At 55.6% G+C, this 16263-nt stretch carries 17 protein-coding genes; 11 read left to right on the top strand and 6 right to left on the bottom strand.

The window, feature by feature from the left end:
• The first annotated feature begins 142 nt into the window (after positions 1 to 142).
• From pspA to EDF82_RS02750, 8 genes are all read left to right on the top strand, one after another.
• Positions 143 to 808, top strand: a complete 666-nt coding sequence (gene pspA / locus EDF82_RS02715) for a phage shock protein PspA (protein WP_123754066.1) — start codon at positions 143 to 145, stop codon at positions 806 to 808.
• A gap of 108 nt (positions 809 to 916) precedes the next feature.
• Entirely contained in the window at positions 917 to 1141 is a 225-nt protein-coding gene (gene pspB / locus EDF82_RS02720) for an envelope stress response membrane protein PspB (protein ID WP_123707669.1), read from the top strand.
• Entirely contained in the window at positions 1141 to 1500 is a 360-nt protein-coding gene (pspC, locus tag EDF82_RS02725) for an envelope stress response membrane protein PspC (RefSeq protein ID WP_123754067.1), read from the top strand. The genes pspB and pspC overlap by 1 nt, the downstream gene beginning before the upstream one ends.
• A 19-nt stretch (positions 1501 to 1519) precedes the next feature.
• Complete coding sequence (gene pspD, locus EDF82_RS02730; protein ID WP_123754068.1) at positions 1520 to 1738, top strand: phage shock protein PspD; 219 nt, start codon at positions 1520 to 1522, stop codon at positions 1736 to 1738.
• Between the two features lie 113 nt (positions 1739 to 1851).
• A complete protein-coding gene (locus tag EDF82_RS02735; protein ID WP_123754069.1) occupies positions 1852 to 3249 on the top strand; it encodes a YcjX family protein in 1398 nt (465 codons plus the stop codon).
• On the top strand, positions 3246 to 4301 hold the full coding sequence (locus EDF82_RS02740; protein ID WP_123754070.1) for a TIGR01620 family protein: 1056 nt from the start codon (positions 3246 to 3248) through the stop codon (positions 4299 to 4301). The genes EDF82_RS02735 and EDF82_RS02740 overlap by 4 nt, the downstream gene beginning before the upstream one ends.
• 206 nt (positions 4302 to 4507) lie before the next feature.
• Entirely contained in the window at positions 4508 to 6049 is a 1542-nt protein-coding gene (gene tyrR / locus EDF82_RS02745; protein WP_123754071.1) for a transcriptional regulator TyrR, read from the top strand.
• A 103-nt stretch (positions 6050 to 6152) separates the two neighbouring features.
• The gene (locus tag EDF82_RS02750; RefSeq protein ID WP_187042806.1) at positions 6153 to 7208 is read left to right on the top strand and encodes an AbrB family transcriptional regulator; all 1056 of its coding nucleotides are present in this window, start codon (positions 6153 to 6155) and stop codon (positions 7206 to 7208) included.
• Positions 7209 to 7263: 55 nt separating this feature from the next.
• Here EDF82_RS02750 and tpx read toward each other — a convergent pair whose 3' ends face one another.
• Entirely contained in the window at positions 7264 to 7770 is a 507-nt protein-coding gene (tpx, locus tag EDF82_RS02755) for a thiol peroxidase (RefSeq protein WP_123754072.1), read from the bottom strand.
• Between the two features lie 103 nt (positions 7771 to 7873).
• Here tpx and ycjG point away from each other — a divergent pair, with 103 nt between their 5' ends.
• Positions 7874 to 8839: an L-Ala-D/L-Glu epimerase gene (ycjG, locus tag EDF82_RS02760; RefSeq protein ID WP_123754073.1), complete on the top strand. Its 966-nt coding sequence runs from the start codon at positions 7874 to 7876 to the stop codon at positions 8837 to 8839.
• Here ycjG and mpaA read toward each other — a convergent pair.
• Positions 8830 to 9543 (bottom strand): murein tripeptide amidase MpaA, encoded by a 714-nt coding sequence (gene mpaA, locus EDF82_RS02765; protein ID WP_123754074.1) that lies wholly within the window; start codon positions 9541 to 9543, stop codon positions 8830 to 8832. The genes ycjG and mpaA overlap by 10 nt on opposite strands.
• Before the next feature lie 188 nt (positions 9544 to 9731).
• Here mpaA and EDF82_RS02770 point away from each other — a divergent pair, with 188 nt between their 5' ends.
• Both EDF82_RS02770 and EDF82_RS02775 read left to right on the top strand, forming a co-directional pair.
• A complete protein-coding gene (locus tag EDF82_RS02770) occupies positions 9732 to 11348 on the top strand; it encodes an ABC transporter substrate-binding protein (RefSeq protein WP_123754075.1) in 1617 nt (538 codons plus the stop codon).
• 209 nt (positions 11349 to 11557) lie between these two features.
• On the top strand, positions 11558 to 12970 hold the full coding sequence (locus EDF82_RS02775) for a hypothetical protein (RefSeq protein WP_148060369.1): 1413 nt from the start codon (positions 11558 to 11560) through the stop codon (positions 12968 to 12970).
• A gap of 289 nt (positions 12971 to 13259) precedes the next feature.
• Here the strand turns inward: EDF82_RS02775 and EDF82_RS25100 are convergent, their stop codons facing one another.
• The 4 genes from EDF82_RS25100 to EDF82_RS02790 form a co-directional block, all read right to left on the bottom strand.
• Positions 13260 to 13379 carry a small membrane protein gene (locus tag EDF82_RS25100; RefSeq protein WP_148060370.1) on the bottom strand — a complete coding sequence of 40 codons (120 nt, stop codon included), beginning with the start codon at positions 13377 to 13379 and terminating at the stop codon, positions 13260 to 13262.
• Positions 13380 to 13865: 486 nt separating this feature from the next.
• Positions 13866 to 14060 carry a hypothetical protein gene (locus EDF82_RS02780; RefSeq protein ID WP_123754077.1) on the bottom strand — a complete coding sequence of 65 codons (195 nt, stop codon included), beginning with the start codon at positions 14058 to 14060 and terminating at the stop codon, positions 13866 to 13868.
• Between the two features lie 271 nt (positions 14061 to 14331).
• Positions 14332 to 15411, bottom strand: a complete 1080-nt coding sequence (locus EDF82_RS02785; RefSeq protein ID WP_123754078.1) for an oxidoreductase — start codon at positions 15409 to 15411, stop codon at positions 14332 to 14334.
• Positions 15404 to 16171 carry a DeoR/GlpR family DNA-binding transcription regulator gene (locus EDF82_RS02790; protein WP_123754079.1) on the bottom strand — a complete coding sequence of 256 codons (768 nt, stop codon included), beginning with the start codon at positions 16169 to 16171 and terminating at the stop codon, positions 15404 to 15406. Before EDF82_RS02790 ends, EDF82_RS02785 begins: the two co-directional genes overlap by 8 nt.
• Positions 16172 to 16263 lie beyond the last annotated feature (92 nt).

The raw sequence follows: 16263 nt of genomic DNA on the forward strand, positions 1-16263 counted from the left end.
GGTTACTCTAGCAACCCGTTGTGCAGATAACAATCACTTCTTTTTAAATCAATAAGATAAAAACTTGGCACGCAACTTGTATTAATACTCTCAGTATTGCCACAGGCCACCGCCTGATATCAGAACTATGAGGATTATTATTATGGGTATTTTTTCTCGTTTTGCCGACATCGTGAACGCCAACATCAACTCCCTGCTGGAGAAAGCAGAAGATCCGCAGAAGCTGGTTCGCCTGATGATTCAGGAAATGGAAGACACTCTGGTGGAAGTACGTTCCACTTCGGCCCGCGCGCTGGCCGAAAAGAAACAGCTGAGCCGCCGTATCGAACAAGCCCTTGCCCAGCAGGCAGAGTGGCAGGAAAAAGCCGAACTGGCGCTGCGCAAAGATAAAGAAGATCTGGCTCGTGCGGCGCTGATCGAAAAACAAAAACTGACCGACCTTATTGCCAGCCTCGAAAATGAAGCGCAGATGATCGATGAAACCCTGACGCGCATGAAAAAAGAGATTGGCGAGCTGGAAAACAAACTGAGCGAAACCCGCGCGCGCCAGCAGGCGTTAACCTTACGTCATCAGGCAGCCAGCTCCTCTCGCGACGTACGTCGTCAGCTGGACAGTGGCAAAATTGATGAAGCGATGGCGCGTTTTGAATCTTTTGAACGTCGCATCGACCATATGGAAGCGGAAGCAGAGAGCCATGGTTTTGGCAAACAGAAAACCCTGGACCAACAGTTTGCCGACCTGAAAGCGGACGACGAAATCAGCGAACAGCTGGCGGCCTTAAAAAGTAAAATGAACCAAAACAACTAATGGAATACGCCCACGCCTTCGGCACATGCTGTGCAGTTCCGGCAGACTGAAGGCGCAGGTGTTGCGGCGCGATCATGCGCCGCCGTTCACTCACTGTAAGGAGTACACATGAGTACGCTTTTTATTGCCATACCCCTGACGCTGTTCGTGCTGTTCGTATTACCGGTCTGGCTGTGGCTGCACTACAACAACCGCAGCGCCAGCGGCAGTTTATCGCAGAACGAACAGCAGCGTTTATTGCAGCTGACCGATGATGCGAAGCGCATGCGCGAACGTATCCAGACGCTGGAAGACATTCTTGATGCCGAACATCCGAACTGGAGAGAAAAATAATGGGCGGACTGGACCTGAATAAAAAACTCTGGCGCGTGCCGCAGCTTGGCATGGTCAAAGGGGTCTGCGCCGGTATTGCGCAGTACCTGGATGTACCGGTCAAACTGGTGCGCTTAATTACCGTGCTGGCGATGATATTTGGCCTGTTTTTCTTTGTGGTGGTGGCGTACATCATCCTGACCTTCGTTCTCGACCCGATGCCGGATAGCGAACTGCATGGCGAGAAAATGCCCTCCAGCGGTGAACTGTTAGCCGCGGCGGACAGGGAGCTGGCGGCCAGTGAGCGCCGTCTGCGGGAAATGGAGCGTTACGTCACGTCAGATACTTTTACGCTGCGCAGCCGGTTCCGCCAGCTGTAGCCTAACGACGAGGTCACGCATGAATATCAAATGGCAGCAAACAGGACAAAAGATGAAGCCCGGTCTGAAAATCGTGGGCAAACTGGTGCTGCTGACGGCGTTACGCTACGGGCCGGCCGGCGTTGCTGGCTGGGCGGTGAAGTCGGTGGCGCGTCGACCGTTAAAAATGCTGCTGGCCGTTGCCCTTGAGCCGGTGCTCAGCCGCCTGGCCCATCGCTTTGCCCGCGGGATGAAATAAAAGGCCGGGCAGGCGTACCTGGCGCCTGCGGCACAGTCAGCAGAACTTTCTGCTTATCTTCACCTAATAGCTTATAATAAAAGCACTTTCCTTCAGCGCACTACAGGATGGCAATGAAGCGACTCAAAACAGAATTCAATGCGCTGGTCAACCGTGGGGTTGACCGGCATTTACGTCTGGCGGTGACCGGCCTGAGCCGAAGTGGTAAAACCGCCTTTATCACCGCCCTGGTAAACCAACTGCTGAATATTCACTCCGGCGCGCGTCTGCCGCTGCTCAGTGCGGTCCGTGAAGAGCGCCTGCTTGGCGTCAAACGCGTGCCGCAACGTGATTTCGGCATTCCTCGTTTTACCTATGATGAAGGACTGGCGCAGCTGTATGGCTCGCCGCCGGTGTGGCCGACGCCGACCCGCGGGGTCAGTGAAATTCGCCTGGCGCTACGCTACCGCTCCAGCGAATCGCTGCTGCGCCACTTTAAAGAAACCTCCACGCTGTATCTGGAAATTGTCGATTACCCAGGCGAATGGCTGCTCGATTTACCGATGCTGGCCCAGGATTACCTGAGCTGGTCACGGCAGATGACCGGCCTGTTGCAAGGGGATCGTGCGGAGTGGTCAGCCCGCTGGCGTCAGCTGTGCGAAGGGCTGGACCCGCTGGCGCCGGCGGATGAAAACCGTCTGGCGGAGATTGCCGCCGCGTGGACCGACTATCTGCACGCCTGCAAGCGTGAAGGGCTGCATTTTATTCAACCTGGCCGCTTTGTGCTGCCCGGCGACATGGCCGGGGCGCCCGCGCTGCAGTTTTTCCCGTGGCCGGATGTCGACGCGATCGGCGAAGCCAGGCTGGCGCAGGCCGACAGACACAGCAACGTCGGCATGTTGCGCGAGCGTTTTAAGTACTACTGCGAAAAAGTCGTGAAGGGCTTTTACAAGGATCATTTTCTGCGCTTTGACCGCCAGATCGTACTGGTGGACTGCCTGCAGCCGTTGAACAGCGGGCCGCAAGCCTTTAACGATATGCGCCTGGCGCTGACCCAGTTGATGCAGAGTTTTCATTATGGCCAGCGGACCCTGTTCCGCCGTCTGTTTTCCCCGGTGATCGACAAACTGTTGTTTGCCGCCACCAAAGCTGACCACGTCACCGTCGATCAGCACGGCAATATGGTCTCTCTGCTGCAGCAGTTGATTCAGGATGCCTGGCAAAATGCCGCCTTCGAAGGCATCAGCATGGACTGCCTGGGCCTGGCGTCGATTCAGGCGACGCAGAGCGGGTTAATCGAGGTTAACGGCGAGAAAATTCCCGCATTGCGCGGTGCCCGCCTGAGCGATGGTCAGCCCCTGACGGTCTATCCGGGTGAAGTACCGGCCCGTCTGCCGGGCCAGGCGTTCTGGCAACAGCAGGGGTTCCAGTTTGAGAATTTCCGTCCGCAGGTGATGGACGTTGATAAGCCGCTGCCGCATATCCGCATGGACGCAGCGCTTGAATTTTTGATCGGAGATAAATTGCGATGAGCGAACCGATAAAACCGCGTATCGACTTCGACGGGCCGCTGGAAGCGGAGAAAATAGATGCCCTGAAATCGGCCCGGGCCTTTGATGGCGTCGAGGCGGAGAAATTTGCCCCGGCCCGTCTCGACGCGCTGGAAGAAGAAGAGGGCGCAGCAGAGGCGGTGGTGGAGTCGGTGCTGCGGCCAAAACGCAGCCTGTGGCGGCGGATGGTCAGTGCCGGGCTGGCGATCTTTGGCGTCAGCGTAGTGGCGCAAGGGGTACAGTGGACCATGACCGCCTGGCAGACGCAGGACTGGATCTCCCTCGGCGGCTGCGTCGCCGGGGCGCTGATTGTCGGCGCCGGGGTCGGCTCGGTGGCGACCGAATGGCGGCGCTTGTGGCGTCTGCGCCAGCGCGCTCACGAGCGCGATGAGGCCCGGGATCTGATGCACAGCCATGCGGTCGGCAAAGGGCGCGCATTTTGCGAGAAGCTGGCCCAGCAGGCTGGACTGGATCAGGCCCATCCGGCGTTACAACGCTGGTACGCGGCCATCCACGAAACGCAGAATGACCGCGAAGTGGTCAGTCTGTACGCGCAGCTGGTGCAGCCGGTGCTCGATGCTCAGGCGCGCCGCGAAATCAGCCGTTCGGCGGCGGAATCGACGCTGATGATCGCCGTCAGCCCGCTGGCGCTGGTGGATATGGCGTTTATCGCCTGGCGTAATCTGCGGCTGATTAACCGCATCGCCACGCTGTACGGTATCGAACTGGGCTATTACAGCCGCCTGCGTCTGTTCCGCCTGGTGCTGCTGAATATCGCCTTCGCCGGGGCCAGTGAACTGGTGCGCGAAGTCGGTATGGACTGGATGTCGCAGGATCTGGCGGCGCGGTTATCGGCGCGCGCGGCCCAGGGGATCGGTGCCGGGTTGCTGACCGCCCGTCTGGGGATTAAGGCCATGGAGCTGTGCCGTCCGCTGCCGTGGATCGCCGACGATAAACCGCGGCTGGGTGATTTCCGCCGCGAACTGATAGGCCAGCTCAAGGATACGTTGCAGAAGGGTAAACCTCAGGCCTGATAGCGACGTCAATCATCAGGGCCGTCGGCTAACCGGCGGCTTTTTTGTTTCCGCGCGCCGGGTACAGCGCCAGTGAGCGGATATCTTTACGCCACAACGGCGCTTTTTCCGCCATGCTGTCAATATTTGTTGACAGCTATCTTCACGCCAGCAAATAACTGTCCTATTATTCATCCGTCATTGGCCTTTTTAGGGTGAAAACTCCCATGCGTCTTGAAGTCTTTTGTGAAGACCGTCTTGGTCTGACCCGCGAATTACTGGATTTGCTGGTGCTACGCGGTATCGATTTGCGCGGCATCGACATCGATCCTATTGGCCGAATTTACCTCAATTTTGCCGAGCTGGAGTTTGCCAACTTCAGCAGCCTGATGGCGGAAATCCGCCGCATTTCTGGCGTGACCGACGTGCGTACCGTGCCATGGATGCCGTCGGAGCGTGAACACCTGGCGCTGAGCGCGCTGCTGGTGGCGATGCCGGAGCCGGTGCTGTCGCTGGATACCAAAGGCAAGGTTGAACTGGCGAACCCCGCCAGCTGCCAGCTGTTTGCGCAAAGCCCGGAGCGGCTGCGTAATCATCCGGTCGCACAGTTAATTACCGATTTTAACGTTCAGCGCTGGCTGGAAAGCAGTCCGCAGGAGTCGCTGAGCGAACATGTGGTGGTGAACGGACAGAACTTCGTGCTGGAAATCACCCCGGTGTACCTCGAAGGTGAACACGGAGAACGGGTCCTGACCGGGGCGGTCGCGATGTTGCGTTCGACCGTGCGTATGGGGCGCCAGCTGCAAACCATGACCACCCAGGACACCAGCGCCTTCAGCCAGATTCTGGCCGTCGGGCCGAAAATGCGTCATGTCGTTGAGCAGGCGCGTAAGCTGGCGATGCTGAGCGCGCCGCTGCTGATTGTCGGCGATACCGGCACGGGCAAAGATTTGCTGGCGCATGCCTGCCATCTGGCAAGCCCGCGGGCGGCTAAACCCTATCTGGCGCTGAACTGCGGCTCGATTCCGGAAGATGCGGTAGAGAGCGAGCTGTTCGGCGACGCCATTCAGGGCAAAAAAGGCTTCTTTGAGCAGGCCAACGGCGGTTCGGTGCTGCTGGATGAAATCGGCGAAATGTCGCCGCGGATGCAGACCAAACTGCTGCGTTTTCTCAATGACGGCACCTTCCGTCGGGTCGGGGAAGATCACGAAGTTCATGTCGATGTCCGGGTTATCTGCGCCACCCAGAAGAATCTGGTGGAGCTGGTGCAAAAAGGGTTATTCCGCGAAGACCTCTACTATCGTCTGAATGTACTGACCCTGAATCTGCCGCCGCTGCGCGACTGTCCGCAGGACATCATTCCGCTGACCGAACTGTTTGTCGCCCGTTTTGCCGACGAGCAGGGGATCCCGCGCCCGAAACTCTCTGCCGATCTCAGTACCGTCCTGACCCGCTACAGCTGGCCTGGCAACGTTCGTCAGCTGAAGAATGCGGTCTACCGCGCGTTAACTCAACTGGATGGTTACGAGATGCGTCCGCAGGATATTTTGCTGCCGGACCACGATGCGGCCTCCCTTCCGGTAGGCGAAGAGGCCATGGAGGGATCGCTGGACGATATTACCCGTCGTTTTGAGCGCTCGGTGCTGACCCAGCTGTACCGTAGTTTCCCGAGCACCCGCAAACTGGCGAAACGTCTTGGGGTATCGCATACGGCGATCGCCAATAAGCTGCGCGAATACGGCCTCAGCCAGAAAAAAGGCGAGGAGTAAGTCTGCTACCGGCTGCCTGGCAGCCGGTTGATTATGACGAAGGGGCTGTCTTTCGCACCGTTCTGTATATACTCAGGTTTTACTCATTTTCCCAGGAATACGGATGTCGACTTCGCCGGGTCATCTGCTTCAGTGGATGAAACTGCTGGCTCTCTCTGCCGGACTCTCATGGCTGCTGTTCTGGCTTCATCTGCCAGCGGCGCTGCTGCTGGGGCCGATGATCGCCGGGATCGCCCTGAGCCTGCGCGGGGCCAACATCCGGGTACCCCGTCCCTTTTTTATTGCCGCCCAGGCCATTATCGGCTGCATGATCGCCCGCACGCTGACCCCCTCGATTTTTGGCGTGCTCATCGGACACTGGCCGCTGGTGCTGTTTATTCTGCTCTCCACGCTTGCCGTCAGCGCCCTGACCGGTTGGTTGTTGGTCCGTTATAGCTCGCTCCCCGGCGCGACCGGGGCGTGGGGTAGCTCGCCCGGCGGCGCCTCGGCGATGGTGGTGATGGCGCAGGATTACGGTGCTGACGTGCGGTTGGTGGCGTTGATGCAGTACCTGCGGGTGTTGTTTGTGGCCGGGGCTGCGGCGCTGGTGGTGCGTTTTACCCTTGGTGGTGAAGCCCAGGAGATGAGCCAGCAGATAGTCTGGTTTCCACCTGTAACCTGGCAACTGCCCGGTACATTGCTGCTGACCGCCGCCGCAGGATGGCTGGGGCTAAAAACGCGTTTTCCTTCCGGCGCCATGCTCTTTCCGATGCTGGCCGGCGCGCTGGTGCAAGGCGAGGGCTGGCTGATGCTGGAGCTGCCGGAATGGCTACTGGCGCTGGCTTATGCCGCGGTTGGCTGGAGCGTTGGTCTAAAGTTTAATAAGGCCATCTTTTTGCTGGCCCTCAAGACGCTGCCGCAGATTATCGCCTCGATTATCGGCCTGATTGTGGTCTGCGCGTTGATGGCGCTGGGGGTGACTCAGGTACTGCCGCTTGATTTTATGACCGCCTATCTGGCGACCAGCCCCGGTGGACTGGATACGGTGGCGATTATCGCCGCCGGCACACGGGCTGATATGTCGTTTATCATGGCGATGCAGACCTTGCGGTTGTTTACTATTTTGCTGACCGGCCCGGCGATCGCGCGCGTTATTTCGCGCTATGCGCCGCAGAGATAGCGCCGTAGAAATAAAAAAGCCCCCGTCACCGGAGGCTTGTGTTTCGCGGGCTATCTTAGCCTTTCAGCGAAGCCAGGGCTGCATCGTAGTCCGGCTCTTCGGTGATTTCATTCACCAGCTGGCTGTATACAACCTGGTCATTTTCATCAACAACGACCACAGCACGTGCTGCCAGACCCGCCAGCGGACCGGCTGCAATAGCTACGCCGTAATCAGCCAGGAACTGCGGAGCGCGCAGGGTGGAGAGGGTGACGACATTGTTCAGGCCTTCCGCGCCGCAGAAACGAGACTGGGCGAACGGCAGGTCGGCAGAGATGCATAACACAACGGTGTTATCCAGCTCGGATGCCAGTTGGTTGAATTTACGTACCGATGCCGCGCATACGCCGGTATCGATGCTCGGGAAAATATTCAGTACTTTACGTTTGCCGGCGAACTGGCTCAGCGCGACGTCAGAGAGATCTTTGGCGACCAGCGTAAACGGCTGCGCTGCGGCGCCTGCCTGAGGAATGGTGCCCTGAACAGAAACGGGGTTGCCCTGGAAATGCACGGTTTGTGACATGTTTATCTTCCTGTTTACATATAGTTAACGTCACCGGTAGTGTATGACATCCGTTATCGGCACGGCAAATCCTATTTACTGTTTCCCCTGGAGGAACCTGGGAATGCGAAATCTGCGAGTGTATGAAGAAGCCTGGCCCTTACATACTCCCTTTGTGATTGCCCGCGGCAGCCGCAGCGAGGCAAAAGTGGTGGTGGTGGAAGTGGAAGAGAACGGCGTGAAAGGCGTCGGGGAGTGCACCCCCTATCCACGCTATGGCGAGAGCATCGCTTCGGTGATGGCGCAGATACTCGCCATTGGCGAGCAGCTGGAGAGCGGCGTCACCCGCGAACAGCTGCAGCAGCTATTGCCGGCCGGCGCGGCGCGTAATGCCGTGGATTGCGCCTTGTGGGATTTGCAGGCAAGAGGCGTCGGGAAAACGATCCCGCAACTGCTGGGGGTGGGGCTGCCGAATCGGGTGGTCACGGCGCAAACCGTGGTGATTGGCACCCCGGAGCAGATGGCGGCCAGCGCCGCAGCGTTATGGGAAAACGGCGCCCGGCTCCTGAAGGTGAAGCTGGACGATCATCTGATCAGCGAACGACTGATTGCCATCCGTAACGCGGTGCCGCAGGCCACGCTGATTGTCGACGCCAATGAGTCCTGGCACAGCGACGGGCTGGCGGCACGTTGCCAGCTGCTGGCGGATATCGGCGTAGCGATGCTCGAGCAGCCGCTACCGGCGGACGACGATGCCGCGCTGGAGAATTTTATTCACCCGTTGCCGATCTGCGCCGATGAAAGCTGCCATACCCGTGCCAGCCTGCCGAAGCTGCGCGGGCGCTATGAGATGGTGAATATCAAGCTGGATAAAACCGGCGGTCTGACCGAAGCGCTGTTTCTGGCTCAGGATGCTGAGGAGCTCGGGTTTGAACGAATGCTCGGCTGCATGCTCTGCACGTCGCGGGCCATCTCTGCGGCGCTGCCGCTGGCACCGCTGGCGCGCTTTGCCGATCTGGATGGCCCTACCTGGCTGGCGGTAGATGTTGAACCGGCGCTGCATTTCAGCACCGGCGTGCTTCATCTCTGAGGGTGCCAGTGCAGCAGGTCAGTCATCGCCGACAGATACTTTTCTGTCGCTTCGTCAGCTGAAACGGGCGGGAACTCGGCGGTAATGCAGGGCAGGCCGATATCGGCGCACCAGCTGCCAAAAGATCCCGGCGTCTCGTAACCCACGCTGCTGACCAGCGGCAGCGTAAAGGCATCGGCCAGCCATTGCCCCAGTTCACTGTGGCCGGGGTCTTCAATGCAGGCCAGCGGATCGTGAAACGAGACCACCCACGCCGGGTGGATCTGGTGGATCAGCTGGCACAGCGCCTGGGTTTCGGGTTCCGAACCGGGCTTTTCTCCGGTCAGCAGCACCACGTCACGCTGCTCCGCGGCGCTATTCCAGCGATACACCGTTTCCCCTGCTTTCCAGTTTGCCGCCGGGAAGTTACGGTTCAGATCGACACCCCGGGCGTTGGCCCGCAGCCCCAGTTGACAGCCGTCAGGGTTCACCGCCAGCACCACATGATGACGCCGTAATTCTGGCTTGAGCGTGCGCAGCGCGCAGGAGAGCGTGACCACCGAAGAGTTTTCATCACCATGGGTCCCGGCAAGAATCAGCCCGCTGCGGCTTTCCGCCAGCGGAGCAGGGAACCAGAGCAAGGGCGCCCCAAGATGGGACTGACCATAGCGTTGTGTGCCGGGCGGAAAGGCGCCACGCAGTGGGCGAGGACGAGAAAGAGGCATAGGGCATCCTGTTAGCAGGTTATTTCCAGCAGTGTTGTGTAAAAGCGTCCCGGAATCAAATAGTTTCCTGTCGCCGTTAAAACACAAGAGAGGTCAATTTTCTCTCATAAGCCGTTTGCAATTTTCGATGATGAAACAAATAATTATCGTTCTGCCAGCTTTGGTTCTTTTATTTTAAAGGGGATCTCATGAAGTATCCTGTCACATTGACATGCGGCGCGCTGTGGTTAGCCAGCGTTTCTTCTCTTGCCTGGGCGGCGGATGTCCCTCAGGGCACCGTATTAGCGGAAAAGCAGGTGCTGGTACGGCACATTAAAGATGAGCCCGCGTCGTTAGATCCCGCCAAAGCCGTTGGTCTGCCGGAAATCCAGGTCATTCGCGATCTGTTTGAAGGTTTAGTCAACCAGGACGCAAAAGGCAATATTATCCCTGGCGTTGCAACCCGCTGGCAGAGCAATGACAACCGCGTCTGGACCTTTACTCTGCGCGATAATGCGCGCTGGTCCGATGGCTCGCCGGTCACCGCACAAGATTTTGTCTACAGCTGGCAGCGACTGGTCGATCCGAAAACCACATCGCCATTTGCCTGGTTCGCCGCGCTGGCGGGGATCAGCAATGCCCAGAATATTATCGACGGCAAGGCCGCGCCGGATACCCTGGGCGTCACCGCCGTGGATGCGCGTACCCTGCGCGTACAGCTCGATAAACCGCTGCCGTGGTTCAGTAATCTGACCGCCAGCTTTGCCTTCTATCCGGTTCAGAAAGCGAATGTTGAGAGCGGGGCCAACTGGACCCGTCCGGGCAGCCTGATTGGTAACGGCGCGTATGTCTTAAAAGACCGGGTGGTGAACGAAAAACTGGTGGTCGTGCCGAACAGCCACTATTGGGATAACGCCAAAACGGTGATCCAGCAGGTGACCTTCGTGCCGATCAACCAGGAATCGTCGGCGACCAAGCGTTATCTGGCCGGGGATATTGATATCACCGAGTCCTTCCCGAAAAACATGTATCAGAAATTGCTAAAAGATATTCCCGGTCAGGTGTACACCCCGCCGCAGCTGGGGACTTACTATTACGCCTTCAATACCCAAAAAGGGCCGACCGCCGATGAGCGCGTGCGTCTGGCGCTGAGTATGACTATCGACCGGCGTATCATGGCCGAGAAGGTACTGGGGACCGGTGAAAAACCGGCCTGGCACTTTACCCCGGACGTGACAGCCGGGTTTACCCCGCAGCCTTCGCAGATGGAAAGCATGAGCCAGGCCGAGCTGAACGCCCAGGCGAAAGCGCTGCTGCAGGCGGCAGGCTATGGTCCGGGCCGTCCTTTACAGCTGACGCTGCTGTATAACACCTCAGAAAACCACCAGAAAATTGCGATAGCGGTGGCGTCGATGTGGAAGAAGAATCTCGGCGTGGATGTGAAGCTGCAGAACCAGGAGTGGAAAACCTACATCGATAGCCGCAACACCGGTAATTTTGATGTGATCCGCGCGTCGTGGGTGGGGGATTACAATGAACCTTCGACCTTCCTGTCGCTGCTGACGTCGACTCATAGCGGCAATATTTCCCGCTTTAACGACCCGGCCTATGACAAAATTCTCAATCAGGCGGCGCTGGAAACCTCGGAAAAAGCGCGAAATGATGATTATAACGCGGCAGAAAAAATCATCATGAGCAAAGCGCCGATTGCGCCAATCTACCAGTACACCAACGGCCGGTTAATTAAGCCGTGGTTGAAAGGCTACCCGATTAACAACCCGGAAGACGTGGCCTATAGTCGCACGATGTATATCGAAAAGCATTAAGCTCCGGGTCTGCACCGGTATTTCACAATGGCGCGATGAATCGCGCCATTTTTTTGCCTGTACTGGCTGTGTCTCTCCTGACACGTCACAAAGTGATGGCGGCGGCTATCGCGCCATCTGCCGGTGGGCTACGCTTAAAAGTGCCTGCCATTCTTTCCTGTTACTGATACCCGTTCTCTCGGCTTTTTAAAGTGTTAAGAGGGATCCGCATGAACGCAGTGAGATCGCTTTCCCCGGTGTTGGTTATCGCGACCTTGTTGCTATTCAGTTCATTTTCCCAGGCTGCCGGGACAGAACCGGCTAAATGTCTCGATCCCCAACGGGTTAACGCGATGCTCGCTCACTTTCAGGTCAGTGCGCAGGATGACGATGGCAAAGAGGTGCGGCAATACAGCGTTAAGGATCATTGTGATAATGCTGACTTTACTAAACTCATCCTCGCACTTGAGCAAATTAAAACCGTTTCAAAAATAAAAGTCCCGTCAAAGGAACGGTCCGATTCCGGCAAAGCACAGTCGTTTGAATATATTACCGGCAGGATCAAAAATATTATTCTGTTGCCCCACAACGCGAACATTTGCGGGTTTCAGGAAGGCGGCGTGGTGCTGGATAGCGAAAAAGCAGACAAAACCATGCGGCTGTGTATGTTAGATGGCGGGGCGTCGGTCTCAGGCCTTGCTATGAACCTCGTCCACGAAGCCCGCCATATGGATGGGTTTAAGCATGTGAAATGTACCCATGGGATCTTTATGTCGTTATCCTATCCGGAGTGCGATAGGTCATTTGAAGAGCAGGGGAGTCATGCCTTTCAGCTTTCCTATTTATTGAAGCTGGATAAAACATTAAAAAACGACGGTGACAAATTTAAAGTGCGGATGCTGATCGTCCACACCGTAGAATATGCCTTCAACGATGCTCCCTTTGGCCTGAAGAAAGGCGGCCTGATTTTAGACAGCCAAAACAGAGTGCTATTTTTTGACGGGCAGCAATTGACGCTGATTAAAGCGTTCGAGGATAACATCGTGGCACTTGCCAACTATAATGGCTACCCGGTAGTTTTTCATGAAAATGGCAAAGTCGAAGCCTATACCTTTTTACCTGCCTGGGACCCGATAAAAGGACCAATAGTCAGCCATTACCAACAGCTTTCGCCGGAGGATCGCGCGGCCATTCTCGATGCTTACTTTGGCAATAAAGAACAGTGCTATCTGCTGCGGGCTAAGATAGCCTGCGTGCAGAAAGAAGGATTTACCCACTTTGTTTTCGACGGCATTACCCCGGTGGTGTTTTTTGACGAGCCGGATATGAGTCAGTACTTTCTGATGCGCATAATGAGTGATAGCGGGAAAATTTATAATATCCCGGGCTCAGTATTATTTACCAGCAAAGAGAAAAACTTCAATTCGGCATTTGAATTTAAAAAGGTGGTATATCCGCAAGGGGTATCATCTTACGCTGTGGATAACAGCGGCGGGCTTATTGGTATCAATCCGCAAGGAACCGTAGTGTATCGAGCGAATAATGAGCCATCATGGCGGGCAATTCCGGATTTCGATGGAATAACAGCCAAAAAGGTCATTCCTTATTACTGGTCACCACAGTTACAGACAATGCTGAACTGATGACGGCGTAGCGCTTGCAGACATCAGGTCATCGCTGTCTTCTGGGTCAACAGAGCGATAGCGTATGACCTGATTCATTTTATTAGCCACCTGATTATTGAAAATAATATAATTTGAGCTGACAGAATATACCCTGCACAACGAGTCATAACGTCTCGAAGGTGCATGAGATGACAGCGCTATTATGTTATTAAATAGTTAATATGGTTGTTATATTATGTATTAGTCTTTCTTATGCTTTGGCGTGTTAGTGGTGAGTAAAGCTTTTCCTGTTAGCTAAGCGCTGTGGTTAACGACGCTTCTTGAACGTAAACTGTTGTTTTTTCCTGTCTCTGATATAAGAAACGAGAGAAAAAACAGCGACCAGAAGCAGTATTATTGCCAGAATTAAAAATAGTAAGTTTGCCATTTTTTTATTCCCCGGGATGTTTATGGATATTATTGCTTTTATCAAATGCAATCTACTCCTGGGTTAAGAAAAATCCTAATTAAATATTTTGGCTTGTTTATAAAAATATGCTTTTATGCTGCGTTGGTGGTTTTTTTAGCGAGAAATACCAATAACCAATAAGTGGTATAGCATGTTATGGATACGACAGATGGATTTTTCACTTAAAAATTCCGGGCTAACTCGGCTTTAAGCAAGGTCAGTGCTGTACGATAAGCATGCAGACAGGTTATGTATGTGTCTAAAAAATAAGTATAAATTTCAGAATTGTTAAACACCTGAATGTGGGGCTGAAACGGGGGAATGGCAGATGCGATAAGCCCCTCTGTAAGACCTATTCAGTAGCACAATACGCGCGCCGTTTGCGCTGATGATGCCGAGGGGCTTCGATTATTGCCTGGTTAAGCACCAGATGGTGCGGCAAAAGCAGGATAGATTTGCCGGGCGTTAATCCACGTTGTTGAAGTAATCCCGGGCAACCGCCTCGACGCCCTTTGGCTCGAGACCGGTCTTGTCGGCAATCATTTCAATGAACTGTTTGAATTTATCGGTCATCACGTTACCACCATCCCAGTGGGCGACGTAGAAGCGACATTGATAACGATAAAAGTGGAGGGTGGTATCTCCTAACGTGTAGTACATAAACATCTCCAGTTCAGTCTCTCGGAAAAACAGCCGTCGTAATAGCAATAACCTATAACGCGCAGGTCTACCAGTCCATCCTCCTCCCAAACAGCGGAAATATCCAGAGATGTCGCTGGTGTGATGATGCTTTATTACTGACGTCCTGATCGGCGTGGACATTACGTTTATGCTCAATATGGCAGTGGCGAAAAGCGAGCTAAAGCGGGGAGAAAAGACAATAACGCATGGCCTGCGAGGTAGGCAGACCATGCGATTAAGAGCAGGGTGATTACAGCGCAGCCTGCTCGTCGGCGGTCAGGGCGACGGTTTGCACTGTGCCAGATTCCGCTGACTGAACCGCCGCTTCTAATACCGCCATCACTGCCAGTGCCTGCAGCGGCGATACCGGGTTGTCAATCGCCCCGGTTAAGGCATCGCGCACGTTAATATAGTACTGACGCTGATCGCCGCGTGGCGTCTCGTGCTGCTGAGTCTGTCCCGCGGCATCAAACATCACCATCTTGTCGTCGTCGTGGCCCCAGCTGTCGCTACCTGGGATCACGCCTGCCAGCAGTTGCGCTTCCTGCTGATCGGCTCTTTGTTTAACCACGCTGCCTTTATCGCCGTGCACGGTAAAGCGTGAAACGCCGCCGGCCACCAGCATGCTGCAATGCAGAATAACTTTGTGCTGCGGGTAATTGAGGACCACATGCGCCCAGTCGTTGATCTCTGCGCCTTCACGCAGGGTGGCGATATTGCCCTGGACCGACTGTGGCAGGCCGAAAAGCTGCAGCGCCTGGTCGATCATATGCGGCCCGAGGTCAAACCATAAGCCGCTACCCGGGACGTTTTGCTCTCTCCAACGGACGCGAACTTCCGGGCGGAAGCGGTCAAAATGCGATTCAAAGTGCTTAACCTTGCCGATCAGCCCCTGCTCGATAACCTGCTTAATGCCGAGGAAATCACTGTCCCAGCGGCGGTTATGGAACACCGACAGCAGCAGCTGTTTTTCCTTCGCCAGGGCGATCAGCTCGCGGGCTTCCTGCATATCCAGGGTAAAAGGTTTATCCACGACCACATGTTTACCGGCATTCAGCGCCAGTTTGGCTAACGGCGCATGGGTTGCGTTCGGCGAGGCGATCACCACCACATCAACATCCGGGTGCTGAATAGCCTCCTCCGGTGAAGCGATGACCGTCACATCCGGCAGATCCTGCTTAACCTTCTCTTCATTGCCGGAGGCGACTATCGCCAGCTTCAGCCCGTCGACCGACTGGATGAGCGGGGCATGAAACGTTTTGCCGACGAAGCCATATCCGATCAACGCGATATTGATCTCTTTACTCCCACGAGCGATGACTTTATTCATTACCTTCTCCACCTTGTTGAGCGCCAGCAATATTGACCTGCAGTGCGTTGTTGTCCCCCAGTTCTTCCCAGGGTCTGTCCAAAAAGAGTTGATCGATGTCGGCTAACCCGGCCACCAGATGCGGTTCACAGTGGTTTAGCTTCATATGATCGGCCACCAGCCAGTGTTCGGTACTGGCGGCGAGCATCGCGCGTTTAATTTCCGCATCGGCTTCCTGGCTGGCGCTTAAGCCCAGCTGTGCATGAATGGCACAGGCGCCAAGAATAGCGATATCGGCGCGATAGCGAGCTAACAGCGCCAGGGTGGCGCTGCCGGCAAACAGTCGTTGTTGGCTGTCCCAGCTTCCCCCCAGCAGGATCAGCTGGATATCCGGGCGCGCGCTGAAATGTGACGCAATATCCAAAGAGGTGGTGATCACCGTCACCGGCACCGTAATCTGGCTGGCGACGGCCAGAATCGTACTGCCGGCGTCTAAAAAAAGCGTCGAACCCGCCGGGATTTTGTCGGCGACCAGGCGGCCAAGACGCTGCTTGGTTTCAGACAGCAGGGCGTTTCTGCCCTGACGGTTCATCGCGGACAGATCGAGGGCAATCGCGCCGCCGTGATTCTTCTGCGCCAGGCCCTGTTTTTCGAGATCGCCGAGGTCGCGACGGATGGTGTCCGCGGAAACCTGCAGCTTCTCCACCAGCTCGCTGATGCTAACCTGTCCATTTTCACTAATAATATCAAGTAGATATTTTTGTCTGGCGGTTTTATGCATGATGTTGAATCCAGCAAAATATTGCAATAAACAGCATAATACAGCAATTAGCGGCAAAGGGAACCTTGCATTACGCAGGGTTAACGGCGTGA

This window comes from Klebsiella sp. BIGb0399 (assembly GCF_003752615.1).
GTDB classification, from domain to species: Bacteria; Pseudomonadota; Gammaproteobacteria; order Enterobacterales; family Enterobacteriaceae; genus Klebsiella; species Klebsiella lignicola.